General features: G+C 44.5%; 22 protein-coding genes, 5 tRNA genes and 1 pseudogene. 27 read left to right on the top strand and 1 reads right to left on the bottom strand.

Translation table 11 applies throughout. The features are described 5' to 3' along the window. Positions 1–5 precede the first annotated feature (5 nt). The 4 genes from HMPREF0501_RS06410 to HMPREF0501_RS08790 all read left to right on the top strand — a co-directional run bounded on the left by HMPREF0501_RS06410 (position 6) and on the right by HMPREF0501_RS08790 (position 1,278). A tRNA-Asn gene (locus tag HMPREF0501_RS06410) sits at positions 6–78 on the top strand. Between the two features lie 50 nt (positions 79–128). After that, a tRNA-Thr gene (locus tag HMPREF0501_RS06405) sits at positions 129–201 on the top strand. A 175-nt stretch (positions 202–376) separates the two neighbouring features. Continuing rightward, positions 377–568 (top strand): hypothetical protein, encoded by a 192-nt coding sequence (locus HMPREF0501_RS09120; protein WP_040456033.1) that lies wholly within the window; start codon positions 377–379, stop codon positions 566–568. 29 nt (positions 569–597) lie between these two features. Then, the gene (locus tag HMPREF0501_RS08790) at positions 598–1,278 is read left to right on the top strand and encodes a DUF4767 domain-containing protein (RefSeq protein WP_006917104.1); all 681 of its coding nucleotides are present in this window, start codon (positions 598–600) and stop codon (positions 1,276–1,278) included. A 50-nt stretch (positions 1,279–1,328) separates the two neighbouring features. Here the strand turns inward: HMPREF0501_RS08790 and HMPREF0501_RS06390 are convergent, their stop codons facing one another. Continuing rightward, the gene (locus HMPREF0501_RS06390; protein WP_006917103.1) at positions 1,329–1,691 is read right to left on the bottom strand and encodes a winged helix-turn-helix transcriptional regulator; all 363 of its coding nucleotides are present in this window, start codon (positions 1,689–1,691) and stop codon (positions 1,329–1,331) included. 115 nt (positions 1,692–1,806) lie between these two features. On the opposite strand from HMPREF0501_RS06390, the gene HMPREF0501_RS06385 reads away from it, so the two are divergent. From HMPREF0501_RS06385 to HMPREF0501_RS06280, 23 genes and pseudogenes are all read left to right on the top strand, one after another. Continuing rightward, complete coding sequence (locus tag HMPREF0501_RS06385) at positions 1,807–2,169, top strand: phenylpyruvate tautomerase MIF-related protein (protein WP_006917102.1); 363 nt, start codon at positions 1,807–1,809, stop codon at positions 2,167–2,169. 67 nt (positions 2,170–2,236) lie between these two features. Continuing rightward, positions 2,237–3,352: an NADH-dependent flavin oxidoreductase gene (locus HMPREF0501_RS06380; protein WP_006917101.1), complete on the top strand. Its 1,116-nt coding sequence runs from the start codon at positions 2,237–2,239 to the stop codon at positions 3,350–3,352. A 14-nt stretch (positions 3,353–3,366) separates the two neighbouring features. Continuing rightward, on the top strand, positions 3,367–4,224 hold the full coding sequence (locus HMPREF0501_RS06375; RefSeq protein WP_006917100.1) for a DsbA family protein: 858 nt from the start codon (positions 3,367–3,369) through the stop codon (positions 4,222–4,224). A 3-nt stretch (positions 4,225–4,227) separates the two neighbouring features. After that, positions 4,228–5,091 carry a DUF1749 domain-containing protein gene (locus HMPREF0501_RS06370; RefSeq protein WP_006917099.1) on the top strand — a complete coding sequence of 288 codons (864 nt, stop codon included), beginning with the start codon at positions 4,228–4,230 and terminating at the stop codon, positions 5,089–5,091. 22 nt (positions 5,092–5,113) lie between these two features. Then, positions 5,114–5,356 carry a TMEM175 family protein gene (locus tag HMPREF0501_RS08595; protein WP_191975866.1) on the top strand — a complete coding sequence of 81 codons (243 nt, stop codon included), beginning with the start codon at positions 5,114–5,116 and terminating at the stop codon, positions 5,354–5,356. Positions 5,357–5,475: 119 nt separating this feature from the next. Further along, a complete protein-coding gene (locus HMPREF0501_RS08590; RefSeq protein WP_050755763.1) occupies positions 5,476–5,709 on the top strand; it encodes a hypothetical protein in 234 nt (77 codons plus the stop codon). After that, positions 5,699–6,823, top strand: coding sequence for an NADH-dependent flavin oxidoreductase (locus HMPREF0501_RS06360; protein ID WP_006917097.1), 1,125 nt, complete (start codon positions 5,699–5,701; stop codon positions 6,821–6,823). The genes HMPREF0501_RS08590 and HMPREF0501_RS06360 overlap by 11 nt, the downstream gene beginning before the upstream one ends. A gap of 18 nt (positions 6,824–6,841) precedes the next feature. Next, complete coding sequence (locus tag HMPREF0501_RS06355; RefSeq protein ID WP_006917096.1) at positions 6,842–7,705, top strand: hypothetical protein; 864 nt, start codon at positions 6,842–6,844, stop codon at positions 7,703–7,705. Positions 7,706–7,841: 136 nt separating this feature from the next. After that, entirely contained in the window at positions 7,842–9,341 is a 1,500-nt protein-coding gene (locus HMPREF0501_RS06350) for a peptide MFS transporter (protein WP_006917095.1), read from the top strand. Between the two features lie 165 nt (positions 9,342–9,506). Next, positions 9,507–9,589, top strand: a tRNA-Tyr gene (locus HMPREF0501_RS06345). A gap of 11 nt (positions 9,590–9,600) precedes the next feature. Further along, positions 9,601–9,672 (top strand) — tRNA-Gln (locus HMPREF0501_RS06340). A gap of 63 nt (positions 9,673–9,735) precedes the next feature. Then, positions 9,736–10,386: a hypothetical protein gene (locus HMPREF0501_RS06335; RefSeq protein WP_006917094.1), complete on the top strand. Its 651-nt coding sequence runs from the start codon at positions 9,736–9,738 to the stop codon at positions 10,384–10,386. A gap of 106 nt (positions 10,387–10,492) precedes the next feature. Next, positions 10,493–11,065, top strand: coding sequence for a TIGR01440 family protein (locus HMPREF0501_RS06330; RefSeq protein WP_006917093.1), 573 nt, complete (start codon positions 10,493–10,495; stop codon positions 11,063–11,065). A 106-nt stretch (positions 11,066–11,171) separates the two neighbouring features. Next, on the top strand, positions 11,172–12,794 hold the full coding sequence (locus HMPREF0501_RS06325; RefSeq protein WP_006917092.1) for a bifunctional aspartate transaminase/aspartate 4-decarboxylase: 1,623 nt from the start codon (positions 11,172–11,174) through the stop codon (positions 12,792–12,794). A 55-nt stretch (positions 12,795–12,849) separates the two neighbouring features. After that, on the top strand, positions 12,850–13,551 hold the full coding sequence (locus HMPREF0501_RS06320; protein WP_006917091.1) for a GntR family transcriptional regulator: 702 nt from the start codon (positions 12,850–12,852) through the stop codon (positions 13,549–13,551). A gap of 74 nt (positions 13,552–13,625) precedes the next feature. Continuing rightward, positions 13,626–15,089, top strand: a complete 1,464-nt coding sequence (locus HMPREF0501_RS06315; protein ID WP_006917090.1) for a nicotinate phosphoribosyltransferase — start codon at positions 13,626–13,628, stop codon at positions 15,087–15,089. Positions 15,090–15,101: 12 nt separating this feature from the next. Continuing rightward, positions 15,102–15,929 (top strand): ammonia-dependent NAD(+) synthetase, encoded by an 828-nt coding sequence (gene nadE / locus HMPREF0501_RS06310; protein WP_006917089.1) that lies wholly within the window; start codon positions 15,102–15,104, stop codon positions 15,927–15,929. Positions 15,930–15,946: 17 nt separating this feature from the next. Beyond that, a complete protein-coding gene (locus HMPREF0501_RS06305; protein ID WP_040456032.1) occupies positions 15,947–18,118 on the top strand; it encodes a Tex family protein in 2,172 nt (723 codons plus the stop codon). After that, the gene (locus tag HMPREF0501_RS06300) at positions 18,118–18,588 is read left to right on the top strand and encodes a SprT family protein (RefSeq protein WP_006917087.1); all 471 of its coding nucleotides are present in this window, start codon (positions 18,118–18,120) and stop codon (positions 18,586–18,588) included. Before HMPREF0501_RS06305 ends, HMPREF0501_RS06300 begins: the two co-directional genes overlap by 1 nt. Positions 18,589–18,630: 42 nt before the next feature. After that, positions 18,631–18,715: transfer RNA gene (locus tag HMPREF0501_RS06295), tRNA-Leu, on the top strand. 99 nt (positions 18,716–18,814) lie between these two features. After that, positions 18,815–21,020: pseudogene (locus HMPREF0501_RS06290) on the top strand (glycoside hydrolase family 3 C-terminal domain-containing protein). Between the two features lie 112 nt (positions 21,021–21,132). Further along, a complete protein-coding gene (locus HMPREF0501_RS06285; protein WP_040456030.1) occupies positions 21,133–21,810 on the top strand; it encodes a 2,3-bisphosphoglycerate-dependent phosphoglycerate mutase in 678 nt (225 codons plus the stop codon). Between the two features lies 1 nt (position 21,811). After that, positions 21,812–22,690: an alpha/beta hydrolase gene (locus HMPREF0501_RS06280; RefSeq protein WP_006917084.1), complete on the top strand. Its 879-nt coding sequence runs from the start codon at positions 21,812–21,814 to the stop codon at positions 22,688–22,690. The last annotated feature ends 9 nt before the right edge of the window (positions 22,691–22,699 follow it).

Below are 22,699 nucleotides of genomic sequence, written 5' to 3'. Positions count from 1 at the left end.
GTTATTGCGAATTAGCTCAGTTGGTAGAGCACCTGACTGTTAATCAGGTTGTCGTCGGTTCGAGCCCGACATTCGCAGTTGCTGAGAGGAAGTGTTGATTGTACCGATCGGCATTTCCTTTTTATTTTGCCAACTTAGCTCAGCTGGTAGAGCATCTCCCTCGTAAAGAGAAGGTCGGAGGTTCGACTCCTCTAGTTGGCATTAGCAATACTTAATTAGTATTTAGAAAGCCTTCATATCATTCTTTAAAAGTATGGTATGGAGGCCTTTTCTGTATTCTAGCAATTATTCTTTACTAAAATAAATTAAATTTTAGTTTTAACGTCTTTACGAGTATACTAGAAAACGGTTATTTATAATTAAGGGAGATTGTAAAATGTTTCGGAAAAGAACTTTAGTAATAATTAGTGCATTAGTGGGAATTTCAACTGTATTAGGCGGTTGTGGTAAGAGTTCACCGACCAATCACTCCAATCAAGCTACGACCTCATCATCAAAGACTGTTCAGAAGGGATCCACTCAATCTGATTCTTCAACTCTTTGGAATAAGAAAAAGACCAGGAATTAACGAGTTTTATTGATCAATGGGCACCAACGATGGGCCAATCATATACTAAATATGATGGTAATAAAGACTTAAAAACGAAGGCTGGCATGTATTATCCCAAAGACCTTAGTAAGACAACCGTGAATGGTAGCAATGATTCAATCGGTTGGGCACCATCAGGAAAGGGATCATACGACTATAACGTGGTTGCTTTATACAACTATGATCGTCCGGGAAACGCGGCCACCCACATTACGTATGCTTTTGCATTTCATAACGGGGAACCAGTCGCGTTAGTAGAACAAAGCACGAACGGTACTCCAAACTGGACGCCAACCAAGAATACGGATGTGTCTAGCAATTTCGCTAAAATTGCTAATGGGAATGGATCAGCAAAGCAATCCTCAACCACAAAAAAAGACGATGATTCTTCTAGTACAGCAGAATTATCGTTTGAAGATGCTGCGGCTTTGATTCAAAAGGGTGGCTTTACCGATTTCAATTATGACTCTGCTAAGACGATGCACGATGGTAGTCATCCAACCAGTAATGGCGGTTATGTTATGATTACTTACCCAGGAGCGAAGGGGCAAGATCAATTCACCATTACCAGGACCGGAAAAAATAAATACCACATTGAAGCTAAGTATGGCACCCTAGAAGGTGGCAGCTTTAAAGCCTTTGATGATCAAAGTACTTATGGTCCAACTTCAGCGGATGTAACTAAATAATATTGGACCCAAAAGAGGGTGATCACGATTTTGTGTGATCACCCTCTTTTTTATTGTTGTTTTTCCATCAAAGACTTTCCCCATTCAAAGAGATCGCCCATCGTGTAAATTAGATTCTTTCCAGTATCGGTTAAATGGTAAGTAACAGAAGGAGGGACCGTTCCTTTAGAATGGCGTTCTAAAAGGCCGTCTTCTTCTAATTCACGCAAACTCTTGGTCAGCATCGTATTCGTAATTGAACCAATACTTCGTTTCAATTCATTATAGTGCTGACCATCATTGAGCATTAGATACCACATGACTGGAATTTTCCATTTTGAGCCGATAATCTTCATTGAGTATAAGATCGGACATTGTGGCGGCATGTTTTCATGAAAATATTTAACCTTTTGCTCAAACTCTTGTTGCTTCATTTTAATAACCTCCAAAAAATTTTAAGGAAGAAAAAACTGCGTACTTGTTCTTCTCTATCCACAAAGATATACTTACTTTAGTTTCAAGTCAAGGAACGTGAGAGGAGGAATTAAAATGCCATTTATTATGTCACGAACTAACGTTAAGTTACCTAAAAACAAGGAATTAGCGTTGAAGAAACGTTTGGGATTGGCAATTGCCAACGTCCCGGGCAAGAGTGAAGATGTATTGATGGTCGGCTTTCAAGACAATTATCCCTTGTACTTACGGGGACAAGGAGACGCCCCGTTAGCTTATATCGAAGTTAGTATCTTCGGCACAGAAGATCATGTTGGTTATGATAAATTGAATTTTGCGATCACCCAGGCGTTTTATGATGTCCTCGGGATCCAACCTGATCATTTATATATCAAGTACGATGACATTAGTAGTTGGGGTGTTCAAGGGCAGTATATTGACCGCCGTGACTACTTATAATTTTTTTGCTTATTAAGGAAGAAAAATATATGTATAACAACAAAACTTTTAAAAGGAGATTTTAAAAATGAACAAAAAATACGAACCATTATTCCAACCATATACACTTAATAACGGCGTTGAAATCAAGAATCGTTTGGTAGTAGCACCATTAATGGTCTATGATGCTGGTCCGGACGGTGAATTAACTCCCGCTTCACGAAGGTTTTGGCATGACCGCTTTAATGGCTTCGGAATGTGGATCATTCCATTTACTAACGTTCACCCAAGCGGCATTGGTTTTGAATCACCAAATGCCTTTAGTGAAGATCATTTAGCAAATCTACGTGAATATGCCAAGATCTCCCATGAACAAGAAGCTAAGGCAGTAATCCAATTGGCCCATGCGGGGCTCCATGCTGATGCAAGTATGACCCGGGGAAACGGTGTTTGGGGTCCGAGTGCCATGTCATATTATGGAGCACACGAAATGACCGATGCCGAAGTACGAGAAATCATCCATTCCTTTGCCAACGCCACTGAACTGGCAATTCGTGCTGGACTAGATGGAATTGAAATACATGGTGCCAACGGCTGGCTAATTCAACAATTTGTTTCCGCAACCTTTAATCACCGTACGGATCACTGGGGCGGGACAATGGAAAAACGCTTTAACTTCCCACTGGAAATTATTGATGCGGTTGATCAAGTTCGCCAAAAGTACCACCGGCCAGATTTTATCGTTGGCTACCGTTTCTCACCTGAAGAACCTGGTACAGATGGTTTAACGATGAAGGAAACCCTGGCGTTAGTTGATCGATTAGTCGAAAAGCCACTCCAATACCTGCACATTTCGTTATGGAACTTCTACAAGAAAGTTCGGCGGGGTGGTGATCCAAAGATGACGAGAATGGAAGCAGTCCACAAGCGGATTAACGGTCGTCTCCCATTTATTGGTGTTGGAGACCTATTTGCTGAAGAAAATGGCTTGAAAGCTTTTGAAACTGGTTGGGCTGATTTCTTAGCTGTCGGCGGATCAGTAGAACTAAACCCGCACTTGGTTCAAATGATTAAAGAAGGTCGGGAAGCAGAAGTGCAAAGTGAATTTGACTGGGAAAAGATGGATTCTTATCGGTTTACGCCAGCAATGCTATATGGAACGATGGCGGGTAATGCGATGTTTCCGAAAGTAAAGCAACGCTAGTGAGGTGATTTCAAATGAAAAAATTAGTAATTACGACGGTAGCTGACCCAATGATGGGGATGCTCTGGGAAACGTGGCCAACAATGCGTCAGTTAGAAACCCATTATGGAGAACAATTGGAATTCAAATTTCTATCGGGACAACTGGTCAAGAATGTTTATGATTTAGTAGATCAAAATGTCCGACAACGATTTGGGGATCGGGTGGCGTTAAACCAATACTGGGTGCGGCTAATGCAGATCTATCTCCAAGAGGAGCAAATCGGCAACATGCCGATTTATATGGGTGGTAATGAGCGGTTATTTGACGAGCATCACTTGTTTTCTGTCCCACTGAATCAAGGACTCCTAGCAATTGCAGACGACCAACAACCACGATTAGACCAAGTATTGTATGAAATGCAGTATGACACGGTTATCAATAATCTGCAGACTAACGATATTAAATATCTAACAACTTTAGCTCAACGCTTTGGCTTAGGTGCGGAAAAATTTAAGGCCCGTTACAATTCAGCCACCATCAAACAAAAACTTGATAATAGTGAACAAGCTCGTCAGCAATTACAAATTGATCAATTACCCGCATACCTACTGACCTACCAAGGAAAGACGTTTGTGGTTAAAGGACTACCTAAATATGAGGATTGGCAAAAATTAATTCAACAAGTAACTAACGGAGCAATTACCGAGCGGACGGTTAAGTTTGATACTGCGACATTGGCTGCCTTTCTGAATAAACATCCGCATATTTCGCAATTAGAATTGCAAACGGCATTTGATGTGAATGAGCAAGCTATCACGGATGCATTAGCAACTGACGACTTGGAAAGTCAACGGGTCAAGGGAACAATATTTTATCGAAAGAAGGGATAATCGATGAAACGATTAGCATTACCAACTAAACGGGGAAGTGTTTTAACCGGGGTCCTTTTTGATGCTCCTGCGGATAAGCATGTTTCCACGGTGGTCATTGCGATTACTGGGATTCACGGTAACTTTTACTCGAATCCTTTCTATGTCAACATTGGGAAGACCCTTTCGGCTGCCGGCATTGACTTTATCTATGCACAAACGGCAGATGCATTCGGTGAAATTCCCACCGTTAACGTCAAGACTGGCCAGCAGGAAGTGATTGGGTCATGGAATGAAGATTTTAATAATACTGATGAAGATATTGAGGCCTATCTCAACTATGTCTATCAACAGGGGTACCAAAATGTAATTTTAGCTGGGCATTCCCTGGGGGCCAATAAGGTGATTTATTATTTGGCTCGGCACCATGACTACCGGATCAGCCACTTTTTACTAATGAGCCCGGCTAATCTTGAGCACCTTACCAGTGTGGTAACTGATGAAGAAAAGCGGAAAATCCTCGAGCAGCGTAAGCGAGGAGAAGGAGACCAGCAAATGCCATTCAATCTGCTTGGCTGGATTCCGGGAACAGCTAATACGGATTATCAATGGGTATTTGATAACATTTTGGATAATGTTCACGTCGAACCAGAGAAAGATTTTTCCCAAGTTGCAGCAGTAACCCACAGTGGAGCGTTAGTGATCGGTGGCTATGATCGATTTACTTATGGCGACCCCGAACAATTTCTGAAAAACATTAATGATCATTTTCCAACAGCTCAGCAAAATCAAATGATTATTATCCCCAAGACGGGGCATACCTACCAACAAAAGGAGCAAGAATTAGCTGATGACATTTTAAAAATCGTTCAAGGATGGAATAAGTAATTTGATGAGAGGAGGGGGCAGCATGAATAAAGCACGTGTTGAGGCGTTTACCGACGCCATTATCGCAATTGTGATGACCATTATGGTTCTGGAAATCAAGATTCCGGAAGGAGCTACTCTGTGGTCACTATTGAGAGAGCGGGCGTATTTCTTAGCCTACTTAATCAGTTTTTACCGGATCGCTGCCACTTGGTATAATCACCATTATTTGTTTGCAAATGCCCAATGGATTTCGCGGAAGGTCTTTTGGCTTAACATCGTCTGACTGTTTTTTATGTCGCTCTTTCCCGTGGCGACCGGCTGGATTAGCGCTGATCCCTTCTCTCGGGCCGCAGCCTATTCTATTTTCTGATTTTTGCGGTGTGGGGTGTAACCTTCTATATCATGGTAGCTGTCCTCGCAAAGGATAATCCAGGTCGGGCCCCAAAGATTATGCTGATGCTCGAGCCACAACGGTGGTTATTTGAATTATTCTCATTAGTTACTGGACTGATCGTTATTTACTGGCTACCAATTACGTCACTGTTAATTCTTGGTATTAATATTATTTTTTGGATCTTGTTTCCGCCAAAGGATTCAGATCAAATTACGGATTGGAGGGATCATCATGAAGGCTAAATTTCAACCATTATTTGAACCATATACATTTAACAACGGGGTACAAATTAAGAACCGGCTGGTGGTAGCACCACTGACCATTTATGACTCTGGTGATAACGGGGAATTGACCCCGACCGCGCGGGAATTTTGGCGGGATCGTTTTCGTGGTTTTGGCATGTTTATCATGCCATTTACTAACGTCGCACCGAGTGGGATCGGTTTTGAATCGCCCAATGCATATTCAGAGGAAAACTTGGCAACCCTGCAAGAATATGTCCAAATTGCTCACGAACAAGGTGCCAAGATTATTATGCAGTTAGCACACTCCGGGTATAAGGCCAAGCGTTGGATGACGAAAGGATACCCAGTTGTTTCCCCAAGTGGTGATTCTCGGGGGCGAGCTAAAACGATGACGGGAGCCGAGGTTAAGCAGATGGTCAATAATTTTGCGAAAGCAGCGGAACTCGGTTTGCGGGCCGGAATGGACGGTGTTGAAATTCAAGGTTCAAATGGTTGGTTAATTGAGCAATTTTTTGCGGGCAATGTTAACCACCGGACTGACGAATGGGGCGGTAGTTTTGAAAAGCGGCTCAAGTTTCCATTAGGAATCATTGATGCAATTGACGCGGTTCGGCAAAAGTACCATCGGCCAGATTTTATCATTGGTTATCGTTTCTCTCCAGAACGGCCATACCAGGGTTTTACCATGACGGATACGTTAAAGCTGGTGGATGAACTCACTAAAAAGCCGCTGCAATATCTCCACATCTCACTACTGGGCTTTTACTCGCATCCACGGCGGGGTGCTGACCGCAAGCTGACCCGGATGCAGGTATACCATGAGCGGATTAATGGGCGCTTGCCATTAATTGGGGTTGGCTCATTAAAGACTGCTGATCAAATTCTCGATGCCTACAATACTGGCTGGGCGGACTTGATTGCAGTTGGTCGAGCGGTAATGTTAAATCCAGATTTAATCCAACTTATTCAGACCGATCGTGAAGATCAGATTGAGACGAGTTTTAATTGGCAACATGCGGCTCACTATCGCTATACACCAGCAATGTTGCAAGCAGAACGTGATCACTTAGATATGGCGATTCATAACCCACGACCAGTTAGGAAACATTAGGCGAAAGAAGGTGACATTATGGTTAGTGAACTGAAGGTAACGACGCGGACCGGGTTGGTTCTAATCGGGCGGCTGTTTCACTCTCCCGCTGCAAAGACCGTTTTAATTTTAGTAACTGGAGTTGAAGGTAATATTTACAATAATCCATTTTATTCGGTGATTGGTCACCAACTACAACAGCAGAAGGTTGACCTGGTAGTTGCCCATACGCGGGACGCTTTTAATGTGACCAATGCGGTGAACCAAATTAATGGTCGTCAGGAAACGTATGGGGCGTTTGATGAATACTTTCAGGACGGTGATGATGACGTGGCAGCATATGTAAATTTTGCCATGCAACATCGTTACGCGCATCTCATCTTAGGTGGGCAATCTCTGGGGGCCAACAAGGTCATTCATTATCTAGCTAACCATCCTGAAGCACCAATTGAACATTTTATATTTATGAGTCCGGTGAACCTAGCAGTTTTACGAAAAAAGATTGGTCGTGGCCAACGAAGCGTAATTCAGGAAATGGTCAATGCGGGACGTAATGAAGAACGTTTACCGTTTCGGCTTTTTCGTTGGTTAACCAGTACGGCAGGCAATGCCAACCGCTGGCTGACTGATAACACACTAGATAATGTGCACTTCGACCACCGTGGTAATTTTAGTCAGTTAAAGGCCATCACCAAATCAGGAGCGTTCTTGATTGGGGAAAATGATCATTTTACTGGTGGGGATCCAGCAACGTATTTACGAACTTTAAATCGTCAAATGGCGACTGCACAGCAAAATCAGTTGATTTTGATCCGGAAAGCAAGTCATATCTATCGTAATCACGAGCAAGAGGTGAGTGCGGATATTAGTAATTTACTGAAAAATTGGCACGTTCTCGGGTAAGAGGTCGCCTTAAAAATGAAGTTTGCGTTTAACAACCAAAGGTGTATACTAACAAGGTTGTTATTAATTTCAAATTAAATCTTAATAGAATTTTCATGTGCGCCATTATGGTGCCTTTTTCATTAGGAGGAATTGCATGAAAACGCAAAGGAGCTTAGACACAGCCTTTTTTGGTCAGCCCCGAGGTCTTTCCACCCTCTTCTTTACGGAAATGTGGGAACGTTTTAGTTACTATGGAATGCGGGCCATTCTGTTGTTTTATATGTACTATGCCGTTAGTCAGGGTGGTCTTGGAATGCGGCAGACGACCGCTGCTTCAGTCATGTCCATTTATGGTGCGCTGGTTTATCTTTCCATCATGGTCGGCGGTTGGTTAGCTGACCGGGTTTGGGGAGCTCGCCGGACGGTATTTATCGGTGGAGTGCTTATCATGCTGGGACATGTGGCACTTGCTGTGCCGCTTGGTTTAAGGGCACTCTATGTTTCAATTATTTTAATTGTTTGTGGAACGGGACTATTAAAACCCAATGTTTCAGAAATGGTCGGCCGACTTTATTCACCAAATGATCGGCGCCGCGATGCTGGATTTAGTATGTTTGTTTTTGGTATTAATTTAGGAGCAGCGTTAGCCCCGTGGCTAGTTCCATGGGTTGCCAACGGATTTCGAAACTCTTCGATTGATGCATCAATGAATTTTCATGCGGGTTTTGCGCTGGCCGCTGTGGGGATGTTGCTAGGCTTAATTCAATACTATTATGGGGGTAAACGGTATCTCTCTAAGGAGAGTTTGTATCCAAATAACCCCATTGATCAAGACGCGCTCCGTCCAATTATGATTTGGATTGGTGTGCTGGTTGCAACTTTAGCGGTGATCCTAGCTTTAATGGCAGCAATGCGCTTATTGACCGTTACCAATTTGATTACCTTAATTAGCGTACTGGCAATCCTATTACCAATTGGTTACTTTATTATGATGCTCAATAGTCGGAAAGTGACGACGAATGAACGAGTCCGGGTTTGGGCCTATATTCCGTTATTTATTGCGGCAGCAATTTTCTGGGGAATTGAAGAATCTGGTTCGGTTGTCCTTGCGTTATTTGCAGAACAACGGACGGTTTTAAGAATCGGTAATTGGCACTTAATGGCTGCTAATTTTCAAACACTGAACCCATTTTTTATTATGATCTTGACCCCGTTGTTTGTATGGCTATGGGACCATTGGAAAAATCAACCGGGGGCACCAGCTAAATTTGCGGCTGGGCTAATCATTGCCGGTGTTTCCTATGTTTGGATGGCACTGCCCGGAATCATTCATGGGACGACGAATGGCCGGGTTAGTCCATTTTGGTTAATTGGTTCCTGGTTAATCGTGGAAGTTGCGGAAATGTTGATTTCGCCAATTGGTTTATCGATTACGACTAAATTGGCGCCAAAAGCCTTTCGTTCACAACTGATGAGTATGTGGTTCCTGGCGGATGCCGTGGGGCAGGCCATAAATTCGCAGTTAGTGAAGTACTATTTAACGGCTACGGAAGTGCCGTACTTCTTAATCATTGGTATGGTGACCGTTGGGTGTGGGTTAGTTATGGCCTTAATGGCTCGAAGATTACAAACACTTATTCAGAATAATCTTTAAAATGATGTGGACGGACGATTGAAATAATGGTTCGTCCTTTTTGTTAAAATAATTTGATGAAACTTGGACATTTTTTGAAAAAAGTCCGAAAAACCTCTTGAAAAAAATGGGGGAGTTGTGTATTATAATACATGTTGATTGTTAGTAAACAACAACAGACCTCACGGAGGAGTAGCGAAGTCTGGTTAAACGCGACGGTCTGTAAAACCGTTCCTTCGGGTTCGGCGGTTCGAATCCACCCTCCTCCATATTTTATTATTGGGCTATAGCCAAGCGGTAAGGCGACGGTTTTTGGTACCGTCATGCGCTGGTTCGAATCCAGCTAGCCCAACTGCCAAAGTCGTCACAGTTGTGACGACTTTTTTTTTATACCTTAACGAAAGGGACGGTTGAAATGCCAAAACAGGGACAATTTGCCCGTAGTCAGCGACACGGAATCAGTAAATCATTCCACCAACACCATCAGCGCCAACGTCAACGCACAATTGACCAGACGATGGTGAACGATTTTTTAATTGTTCGTTATCGTCTTACTACTGGGAAACATCTTGAGTCCTTAGACCGGGAAACCGGTCAGCGTTTTCTTCAAGAATTAACGCCTCGCCTGCAAGAAACTTCGTTTGATTTATCAGCTGCGGTTCATCAAACATTAGTTGAGATCAATGCAAAGGTGCCATGGCAATTTTTCTATCAACTCAGCCGGAATTGGTCATTACTGAACCAATTTATTCAGCGGGAGTTGCCGGCATTGCCGTTAGCTAAACCAGTGTTGCTGAAAAATTTAGTAACGCAGGGGGAGCTTGATCAGGTCATTGTTCAATTACTGGCGCAGCGAATTATAGGGATGACCTTATTGCAACGCTCGGTATCAGCAACTGTTCAGCAAAACTTGATTCACCAAATGGCAACCACTTTAGAAAGTGACTCGCAAATTCAGTGGTCCAAAGTGGCAGCTGCCTTCAAACCATGGCCGTTTCCGCTTGATGAACGTCTTGATTCTGGAACGCGAGATTGGCTAAAAGCCATTTCACAAATTCATATTTAAATTTCGACGTTTTTCAAACATTGTCATACGGTATTTGCTAGCGTTTTCTTAACGAGGATTTTATAATAAAGATATCGAAATAATAGACAAAAGGAAGGGCGATATGATGACAGAGGAACTCGAAACCTACCGTAAAGAAGTCCACACTGGCTTAACGGAACTCTTAAAAGAAGCCAAGTTGGAGAAGGGGGACTTATTTGTTGTTGGTTTTAGTACAAGTGAGGTCCAAGGCCAGCACATTGGAAAGGACTCCGACATTGAAATTGGCCGGGCGATCATTAAGGAAATTATCTCCGTATTGCGGCCGCTTGGCATTCACCTAGCAGTGCAGGGGTGTGAACATCTTAATCGGGCGTTAGTAGTAGAACGTGACGTGGCCAAAAAATTTGGTTTAGAAATTGTGACAGTTTACCCACAAATCCATGCCGGTGGCGCAGGGCAAATTGCTGCATTTGAAAACTTTGAAGATCCGGTCGAAGTTGAACACCTCCAAGCCAAGGCCGGGATGGATATCGGTGACACTTCCATTGGGATGCAAGTGAAATTTGTTCAGATTCCGGTTCGGACTTCCGTCAAGGAAGTTGGTAAGGCTCACACGACTTACTTACGGTCACGGCCAAAGTTAATCGGTGGCGCGCGGGCCAAATACACTTGGGATCCATTTAACCAAAATAAGTAATGCTAGATATGGAACTGATTCATCGCTGAATGTTGATGAATCAGTTTTTTTGTTATAATTAATGGGAACGATTAATAAGGTGAAAAGACTTGGAAGGATCTCTAATATGACAGCAGATTTAAATATTTTTCGGCAAGTTGATGATGCTAAGGTAAAGCAGTTCGATCAGCTTTCCAATTTTGAAATTGCCGCAATTTTTAAACAGTTGGCCAAAAATAACTTGCGCCATCAACCAGTCGTAAATGGTGGGCGTGGCAACCCCAATTGGATTGAAACGACGGGCCGGCTGGCGTATTCACGTTTGCTTGAAATTGGTGTGGAAGAAGCAGAAAGTACGTTCCAACATGACGCCGGAATGGCTGGCGATGTCAAAAAAGCGGGACTCTATCAACGGGTGATGACCGCTTTGAATGATGGGGCCCGCCGGGACGTTTTTTTACGCCGGGTCATTGAAGCCGCGGTTAACCATTTACAGATTGCCGACCGGGATGCCTTTATGTACGAACTAATCGATGGTGCACTTGGAGATCACTATCCATATCCACCACGGTGCTTAAAATTTACTGAGCAAATTCTGGCGCAATATTTGCAAAAGAATTGTTTTAAGGATCAGAATCTGGTTGACGATGTCGACATTTTCCCGACTGAGGGTGGAACTGCGGCGATGGTGTATATTTTCCAAGAATTGCACAGTGCCCATATTCTCTATCCGGGTGATACTGTCGTGGTCAATTCGTCAATTTTCACACCATATTTACAGATTCCAGTACTTAGCGAATATGACTTCAACGTTAAAACGGTCACGACGAAGCGGAGCAATAATTGGCAGATGACGGACGAACAGTTTGAAGAACTAAAAGATCCGAAAGTGAAGGCTTTCTTTGCCGTTAACCCAACAAACCCTACTGCGCGGGCTATTACCCCTGAGAATTTACAAAAGTTTAAAGAGGTATTAAAGGCCAATCCGAACTTAATCATCATTACTGATGATGTTTACGGGACATTCTCGCCAGATTATCAATCAATCTTTGCGGTAGCGCCGCACAACACGATTTTAGTCTATTCATTTTCTAAACTATATGGGGCCACCGGTGAGCGGTTGGGCTTAATTTGCATGCACAAGAAGAATGTGTGCGACCGCTTAATTTACGAAAACTTGCTCAATTCGCACTTAAACGAATTGGATGAGCAGCGCTATTCGATTGTGGCCACGGATCCACATAAAATGAAGTTCATTGACCGCATGGTGGCTGATAGTCGGGCAATTGGTCTTTACCATACGGCTGGCCTTTCGGCACCCCAGCAAATCATGATGGACATGTTTTCACTCTCCAATCTACGAGAACCAGAAGGGGATGCCTATGTTGACAGATCGCGTCAAATTGTTACTGATCGCTACAATGAATTTTGGAACACATTAGGACTACAGGCAGATCAAACCGCAGAAAATACCCGCTACTATACATTAGTGGATATTTATCGGCTAATGTGCGAACGGCATGATCAAGCATTTGCGGATTACTATAAGCAACACTACAACTACCTGGACTTTACGTACCGGTTAGCGGTGGAATTTGGGACAGTGATTATGGATGCCACAGCGTTTGGTGCGGAAAAAGGCAACGTGCGGGTTTCCCTCGCTAACTTGACCATTCAGGATTACCACCGGATTGCGCAAGATATGCTTGATTTGGTGGATGAATATTATGAACAATATCAGCAACGGTAAGTCCGGCGTTTTCATGTTAAAATAGGATCATTAGGTAAGCAGGAGGAAGAGAAGTATGGGATCACCGGTATACATTCAGATTCATAATCAACTGCGGTCGAATATTGAGAATGGTAAATGGCACGTGGACCAAAAAATACCGGCCGAACGAGAATTAGCTAGCGAATTCGGGGTTAGTCGAATGACCCTGCGTCAAGCCATTCAAACCTTAGTTGATGAAGGGGTGTTAGAACGCCGCGTTGGTTCGGGTACGTTCGTTGCTAACCAAAAGGTTCAGGAGAAAATGTCGGGCGTGACCAGTTTTACGGAACTAATACAGGCGATTGGCAAGGTTCCTTCGAGTAAGACCATTTCTTACCATTTAACGATTCCATCGGAAAGCGAGGCGGAAAAGCTGAAGCTATCTGATGGCGAACGGGTCTTGCGAATGGAACGGGTTCGTTACGGTAGTAAGGTCCCAATTTGTTTTGAAGTGGCAACGATTCCAGCGTCCCTGATTACTGACTTTAGTAAGGATGAGGTGACCTCTTCTTTTTACCGGACGTTAGCAGAAAAGGCTAACTTGTATCCGGGACATGTAGTGCAAAAGGTTTCCGCAACGAATGCAACGGAAAAGATTGCTGAGTACTTAGACATTCGCCGGGGTGATGCACTTTTGCGGATGACCCAAATTTCCTACCTACAAGATGGCCGGCCATTTGAGTATGTCCATACCCAATACGTTGGCAACCGTTTTGAATTTGTTCTTGAAAAATAATCGTTTAATCATAACAGCCGGATTAGTAGCTGGGATGTTACTTACCGGCTGTTTTTAATTTGAAGGAGAGAATCATGAAATTCCTATATCCAGATGATAGTCCAGCTTTGCATATGGATGCATACGAACTCACGATGATGCAGACGTATTGGCAGCAGGGTATTGGCAATCGGCGGGCCGTTTTTGAAACGTTCTTCCGGAAAATGCCCTTTGAAAATGGTTATGCAGTGTTTGCAGGCTTAGATCACATCATCCGGTATATTAATCAATTGCACTTTACTGACTCAGACATTGAATACTTGCGTTCTACTGGACAGTTTAATGATGAGTTTTTAGATTACCTCGCCCATTTTGAATTTCACGGTAATATTCGGAGTATGGCAGAAGGTGAGCTGGTCTTTAATCATGAACCAATCGTTCAAGTCGAAGGGACCCTTCTAGAAACTCAGTTAGTGGAAACAGCGATTTTGAACGTCATTAATTATCAAATTATGGTGGCCACCAAGGCGGCACGGATCAAATCGATTGTTGGTGATCAAACGGTCATGGAGTTTGGGACACGACGGGCTCAAGAATTTGATGCGGCCCTTTGGGGAACCCGGGCGGCATACATCGGTGGCTTTGATGCCACGAGTAATGTGCGAGCCGGGAAGCTATTTGGAATTCCAATTTCGGGGACGCATGCTCACGCATTAGTGCAAACTTATCGAAATGACTATGAAGCCTTTAAGGCGTATGCACAAACTCACCACGATTGTGTTTTCTTGGTAGATACCTACGACACGTTGAAGAGTGGGGTGCCGAGTGCTATTCGGGTCGCTCGAGAAATGGGTGATCAAATTAACTTTGTCGGCGTCCGGATTGATTCCGGTGACATGGCCTACCTTTCCAAAAAGGTGCGGGAAATGTTGGACGACGCTGGTTTCCCAGATGCTAAGATTATCGCTTCCAATGACTTAGACGAAAAAACCATTTCTAATTTGAAAATGCAGGGCGCTAAGATTGATACTTGGGGAGTTGGTACTAAATTAATCACTGCGTTTGACCAACCAACCCTCGGGGCGGTATACAAGATGGTTTCCGTAGAAAATGATGCGGGCGAGATGGTGGATACGATTAAGCTTTCGAACAACGTGGCCAAGATGTCGACCCCTGGAAAACACCAAGTCTGGCGGATTACGGATCGGCAGGATGGCAAGAGTGAAGGTGATTATGTCACATTAAGTGATGAGGATCCACGGCAGCTCGATTCACTGTTTATGTTTGACCCGAACTACACCTTTTTAAATAAGACGGTGGTTGATTTTGAAGCCCGACCACTTTTGCAGGATATCTTTATTGATGGTCAGCAGGTTTATACCGAACCTAGTTTGGAAGAAATTCGGGCGGCCAAGCAACGCCACCTTGATAAATTGTGGGATGAATACAAACGGGATTTGAATCCAGAAGTGTATCCAGTTGATCTCTCACAAAAGTGCTATGACAATAAGATGAAGATGATCCAACAGATCCACGAAAAGGTCCGTAAATTACATTAGGAGTTGACAGTAATGAGCGATCTACAAGCAGAGATTATTAAACAATTGAAGGTATTGCCACAAATTGATCCAGCCACGGAAGTCCAACGGCGAATTCAGTTTGTGATGGACTATCTGAAGTCCACGGGAATGAAAACATTGGTGTTGGGAATTTCTGGCGGGCAGGATTCCTCATTAGCGGGCCGGCTATGCCAAATGGCGGTGGAAAAACTTCGTCAGCAAACCGGTCAGCAATATCAGTTCATTGCTGTGCGGTTGCCATATGGTGAACAGGCCGATGAAGCGGACGCGATGAGCGCAATCAATGATTTTATTCATCCAGACCGGACGATACGGGTCAACATTAAACCCGCAACGGATGCAATGGTCGCGGCCCTTACAACAGCAGGAAGCCACATTTCCGATTTTAATAAGGGGAACATTAAAGCGCGACAACGGATGATTGTGCAATATGCCATTGCCGGTGAATTTGGTGGCGCGGTTGTGGGAACGGATCATGCCGCCGAAGCAGTGACTGGTTTTTACACGAAATTTGGTGACGGTGGGGCAGACTTAACACCGCTCAGTGGTTTAGATAAGCGGCAAGGACGAGCTTTAATGGAATATTTAGGAGCTCCTGCCCACCTATATGAAAAGACACCGACCGCCGATTTAGAGGAGGATCGTCCCGCATTACCAGATGAACAAGCCCTGGGGGTCAGTTATTATGAAATTGACGATTATCTGGAAGGCAAGGAAGTCCCAGCAACCGCCGCACAGACGATTGAAGGTTGGTTTACGAAGACACGTCACAAACGTCACCTTCCAGTGAGTCCTCAGGATGAATGGTGGAAAAAGTAAGTAGACAGGAGAAATTGATGGAAACTAGCGTAATTAAAGCAGTTACGACTGCAATGCCGGAACTTAAAGCCCACCAGATTGAGGCGGCTTTAAAATTAATGGATGAAGGGAATACGATCCCCTTCATTGCCCGTTATCGAAAAGAAATGACGGGGACCTTGGATGAAGTTCAACTTCAAGGAATTCAGGAACAATACCACAAGGCCAATGAGCTGTTTGAACGGAAACAGTCCGTAATTAAAAGTATTGAGGAGCAAGGTAAGTTAACTGCAAAGCTAAAGACGGCGATTTTAAATGCGGAAGACTTACCAAGTGTGGAGGACTTGTACTTGCCATACAAGCAAAAGCGGCGCACCAAGGCCCAAATTGCCCGTGAACATGGGTTACAGCCACTGGCTAACTGGCTTTTATCCTACCCGGATGATGATTTAACTGCGCGGGCAGCTAAATTTGTGAATGAAGATGTGGAAACCGCTGAAGATGCCTTAGCTGGCGCCCACGAAATTCTTGCTGAAGCGATTAGTGAAATGACCTCCGTTCGAGGATGGTTGCGTAACTATACTGTTAATCATGGTGAAGTTCACACGGCCCTCAAGAAAAATGGTGAGGAGCATGATGAACTCAAGGTCTATCAGCAATATTATGATTTTTCCTCACCAGTTAAGGAAATGACTTCTTACCGAACATTGGCAATCAATCGCGGAGAAAAGGAAAAGGTTCTGCGGGTCAGTGTGGTTTCGGACGAACAAACAGTGCTGAATTACCTCCAGTTCCGGTTGGTCGGTTCGCATGCTGAAAATGATGCCACCAAATTTGTTGAGGAAGCAGCGGCGGATGCCTATAAGCGCTTCTTGCAACCGTCAATTGAACGGGAAATGCGACGGCAGTTAACTGATGCGGCAAATGAGCAAGCCATTAAGGTCTTTGGTGAAAACTTGTATAACTTACTAATGCAAGCACCAATCAAGGGTAAAGTGGTGCTGGGATTTGACCCGGCATACCGGACTGGTTGCAAACTTGCGGTAATGGATCCTAACGGGAAACTTTTAACGACCGCGGTAATTTATCCACATAAGCCAGCTCCAGAAAAGGAACGCGCATTAGCAGAGGGACAACTGATTGATCTGCTAAACAAGTATCAAGTGGAAATGATTGCGATTGGGAATGGAACAGCCAGCCGGGAATCAGAGCAGTTTGTGGCGGCGGCTTTGAAAAAGATGGATCGGCAGGTCTACTATGTGATTGTGAACGAAGCTGGGGCGTCCGTTTATTCAGCCAGTCAAGATGCGCGGGATGAATTTCCTGATCTGCCGGTTGAAAAGCGGAGTGCCATCAGTATTGGTCGGCGGCTTCAGGACCCGTTGGCCGAGTTAGTGAAGATTGATCCCCAAGCGATTGGGGTTGGCCAATACCAACACGATTTACCAACGACTGAACTAAAAGCTGAATTAGCCGCGGTAATTGAACGGGCAGTTAACCGGGTTGGGGTTAACCTAAACACGGCAAGCTATCAATTGCTAACGTATATTTCAGGGTTATCAGCAACGATTGCCAAAAATATCGTTGCTTACCGGAATGAGCATGGTGCTTACACGAACCGGACACAGTTAAAGAAGGTTAAGCGGTTAGGACCAAAGGCTTACCAACAAGCGGTTGGTTTCTTACGGATTATTGGTGGTGAGAATCCGTTAGATAATACTGATATTCACCCCGAAAGTTACCCATTAGCCGAAGAGATCTTACAGGCAGCTGGGGTATCCTTAGATGAACTGGGAACTGACGCGGCAAATGCTAAGTTGCAGAAGGTGGATAATCAGCAATTTGTCAACGATGAGCATGGACTGGCGACGGTTCAAGATGTCATTAGTGATTTGCAAAAGCCGGGGCGTGATCTCCGTGACTCACTCCCAGCACCACTATTACGGACTGATGTAATGACGATGGATGACTTAAAACCAGGGATGAAGTTACAAGGAACTGTTCGTAATGTTGTTGATTTTGGGGCCTTTGTGGATATTGGTGTCAAGCATGACGGGTTAGTGCATATTTCTCAATTAACCAAGAAGTTTATTCGGGATCCCCGTCAAGTCGTTGCCGTTGGCGATATCGTTGATGTTTGGGTACTCTCAGTAGATCATGACCGGCAACGGATTCAATTAACCATGATTGAACCAGGAAGTAGTAAATAGTGACTAACGAGCAGTTACAAAAATTAACGGAACGACTATCCCAGCAATTTTTTCACCAGCCATTCCGCCATCAAGTGGTCTTTAATCGGCGATTAAGAACAACTGGTGGGCGTTATCACTTAGGAGATCACCATATCGATATCAATCCGTTAATGTTGGAAGAATTTGATGAGGAGAACCTTAAACGGGTCATTCTTCATGAACTGTGTCATTATCACCTACACCTGGCGGGGCGTGGTTACCGCCATCGGGATCGGGACTTCAAACAATTGTTGCAAGCAGTTGGTGGTTCGCGGTATGCCCCTGCTACTAGCAAGGCTAAACAACACCGGAATTACCGTTATTTATATCGTTGTCAGGGTTGTGGAGTTTTGCTGCCTCGGCAGCGGCGGTTTAATACCAATCGGTATCATTGCGCCCGTTGCGGTGGACGGTTTCAATTGGAAAAAGAAAGAAAAGCGAAAAAATAGTTGTCAATGAATGGTATTTTTGATATGATACTATTTGTTGATGCGACCATGGCGGAATTGGCAGACGCGCAAGATTAAGGATCTTGTGGTCGTTTAGACCGTGGAGGTTCGAATCCTCTTGGCCGCATAACAAAGGATCATGACGAAAGTCATGGTCCTTTTTTTGTACTTAAATTTGAATGATTAGCGATATAATGATCATAAGAATAAAAGGGGTGATGAGCACGTGATTAAGATTAATCGAACTTTTGTTGAAGGCTTAACTCTCAAAGAAAAAGCAGCGTTAGTCACTGGACATGACTTTTGGTTTACGGCAACCGTCCCGGGTGTGGACAAAATGATGATGACGGATGGACCGTCCGGTTTACGTAAGCAGGCGGATGACGCCGATGCTCTAGGCTTAAATGATAGTGTGGATGCCGTTTGTTTCCCCATGTTCAGCACTTACGGCCAGCTCTTTTGATGATGATATGTTGATGAAGCTGGGTGAGAATCTGGGGATCGCGGCTAAGGCAGAACGGGTCGGGGTTCTTTTAGGTCCCGGCGTGAACATTAAGCGCAGTCCTTTGGCTGGACGAAACTTTGAATATTTCTCAGAAGATCCACTACTAGCAGGACGTATGGGAACGGCTTATGTTAAGGGCATGCAGAGTAAGGGAGTTGGAGTCTCGGTTAAGCACTTTGCGCTCAATAATCGTGAAAATCAACGGTTCACGAATTCATCCAACGTGGACGAGCGGACAATGCGGGAGATTTACTTGGCTCAATTTGAACGGATAGTTAAGGAAGCTCATCCGGCAACCATTATGTGTTCTTATAATAAGGTTAATGGTACTTTGAATTCACAAAATCAACGCTTGTTGACCAGGATTCTCCGTGATGAATGGGGCTTTGATGGATTAGTCATGTCCGACTGGGGCGCGGTTGCGGATCACGTAGCAGCTCTACAAGCAGGCCTGGATCTTGAAATGCCTGGTAAAGGGTCAGCTTCAGTCGATGAGATTGTTGGAGCAATTAAGGACGGACGATTGGATGAATAAGTATTGAATAAGAGTGCTTTGCGGGTACTGCGGATGGTGGCCAAGTGGCAGGCCAAGGGAGCGGTTGAATCCTATGATAAGGATGCCCAGCATGAATTTGCTCGTAAGGTGGCAGATGACAGTATTGTGTTGTTGAAGAACGAACACCATGAGTTACCATTGGACAAGCAGTCTTCGTTAGCAGTGATTGGTGAGTTAGCGGCCCGGCCACGATATCAGGGTGGTGGCAGTTCCCACGTCAATGCTCATCAGGTGGTGACACCGTTAGCAGCCATGCCCCAAACTGCTACTTATGCTCAAGGTTATGGACTAGCTAGCGATGCGGTTGATGACGAGCTAACGGCTGCTGCTGTGAACCTTGCTCGGCAAAGTCAGCAAGTGGTCTACTTTATGGGGTATCCGGAAGAAATGGAATCAGAAGGATTTGATAAGACCACGATCGACCTGCCAGGAAACCAAGTGGATTTATTAAACCAACTGGTTCAAGTCAATCACCATGTGACGGTTGCCTTGCAAAATGGATCCGTGGTGGCGATGCCGTGGGCTGATCAGGCTAACGCTATCGTGGAAACGTACCTCGCTGGGGAAGCCGTTGGTGAAGCCACTTGGGATATTTTAACGGGGAAGGTGAACCCCTCCGGTAAACTTAGTGAAACTTTCCCACTGCGGTTGGCGGACAACCCAACTTACCCCACCTTTAATAGTGAGCAAAATGAAGAAAACTATCATGAAGGACTATTTGTTGGGTATCGTTATTATGATAGTAAACAGCTCCCGGTGCGCTTCCCATTTGGGCACGGACTCAGCTATACCACGTTTAGTTACCATGATTTAAAGGTGACGGACAATGATGATCAGGTACAAGTTGAATTTCAACTGACGAATACCGGAGATATGCCAGGTCGCGAGGTCGCGCAGATATATGTTGGCAACCGGGTTAGCAAGGTTGAAAAGCCAACCAAAGAATTGCGCGATTTTGTGAAGGTGAGCCTTGAACCGGGACAAAGTAAGACGATTTGTCGAACACTGGAACGGCGAGCATTCGCTTGGTATAACCCCGCTGAAAAGAGGTGGGAAGCGGATAATGGCCGATATGAAATTTACGTCGGTAGTTCCGTCGAAGATATTCGACTACAGCAAAGCTTGGACTATGAACTTGGACAGGATCCCCTTCAAAAGGTAACGGCAGAAACGTATGTGGTAGACATAGTTAACCATCAATCGCCAAAAATTAAATCTGCCTTAGAGCAAACAGGATTAGGTCGTCAATTAACGGCTATTCTCCAATCAGATAGTGCGCAAATTTTTGAGAACATTCCTCTACGTTCATTAGTGATGGCAGACATTGATCCACAAGTGGTTCAGAAATTTATTGAATTAGCGAATATATGATAAGGATAATCAGGAACGTACGCTGTCGATTGAAGATGGCGGACGTTTTTTAGTTACTTTTCAATCTCAATGATGGTGGTAAAATAAGACCATGACGAAAGGGGAGAAAGCAATGGCAACGTTAGTGATGGTGCGACATGGGCAAAGCCAAGCCAACTTGGATAATGTTTTTACGGGGTGGAGTGATTCACCTTTGACGGCTAAGGGGATTGCCCAAGGTCACCAAGTCGGTCAAGAATTACGTCAACGTGGATACTTGTTTGACGACGTTTATACCTCATACATGCGCCGTTCGATCATGACGGCCAACATTGTTTTGGATGAAATTGATCAGCTATACTTGCCAATCCACAAAACGTGGCGGCTAAATGAGCGTCATTATGGTGCCTTGAGTGGACAAAATAAGGCGGCCGTGAAGCAACGCGTTGGGGCAGAGCAACTTCATCGCTGGCGCCGTGGGTATACTGAAGTTCCACCACGGCTAGCCCACCGCCAGCACGAACGGCGCTATGATCGTCTCGGCGTTCAAGAGCCATTAAGCGAAAGTCTGCAGATGACGTTACAGCGAATTTTACCGTACTGGCAGGACCAGATTGCTCCCCGCCTCTTAGATAACAAGAATCAGTTAATTGTCGCTCACGGGAGCTCGCTTCGGGCGTTAGTTAAATATATTGAGCAGATCCCTGATGATCAAATTGATCAAGTGGAAGTACCAAATGGTCAGCCAATTGTTTATCAATTTAATGAACGGCTGCAATTGCTGAACAAAGAAATTTTGAAGGAGAATTAAGATGCCAATTCATGAGCTTAAAAATAACCCCACGATGAAGGGCCAGGTGCGGCTGATTGAAAACGTTGTTTACTCAGCGGTTGATGGCGAAGCCGTGAAAATGGATATTTTGGCACCCTGGTCACAACGTTATGATTATCTAACCAGTGAATCCCGGCCACTAATCGTCTTTGTGCAGGGAAGTTCCTGGCGCTTACCAACAATGGGGGAAGAGATTCCGCAATTAGTCCAGTTTGTAAAAGCTGGTTACATCGTTGCAACGGTGCAGCACCGGAACTCACTGGATGGTCACGCTTTCCCAGCCTTTTTAGAAGATGTGAAGACGGCGATTCGTTACTTGCGGACGAATGCGGCTCAATATTCCATTGACCCAAAGCGGGTCGCTATTTGGGGAACTTCGTCTGGTGCGAATGCTGCTTTGCTAGTTGGTTTAACGGGTGATGATCCCCGTTACAAAACGGATCAATACGCAGACCAATCGGATGCCGTTAATACGGTGGTAAGTTGCTTTGCGCCAACGGATGTTGTCGATACATTCAAGAATGCTGACCGGGTTCCGGGATCAGATATTTTGCAATATTCATTATTCGGTCGTGACAAGAGTAAGTGGGACCAAATCAAACGTCAAATGAGTCCGTTGTATCAGGTTAAAGCTGGACAGCAATACCCGCCATTTCTTTTGATGCATGGTGATGCTGACCAAGTGGTCCCGTACCACCAGATGGAAGAAATGTACGATGTACTGCAACAACATGATGTGACAGTCGAAGCGTACCGGGTTAAAGGGGCCAATCATGAACGTGACTTCTGGAGTCAACGGATTTATGACCTTGTCAAAGAATTTTTAGCCCCAGTGGAGCATCCAGAGCAGGAAGAATAGGAGGCTTTT

It is taken from the genome of Limosilactobacillus coleohominis 101-4-CHN (genome assembly GCF_000161935.1).
GTDB classification, from domain to species: Bacteria; Bacillota; Bacilli; order Lactobacillales; family Lactobacillaceae; genus Limosilactobacillus; species Limosilactobacillus coleohominis_A.
This window is presented reverse-complemented; position numbering and strand designations above follow the sequence as displayed.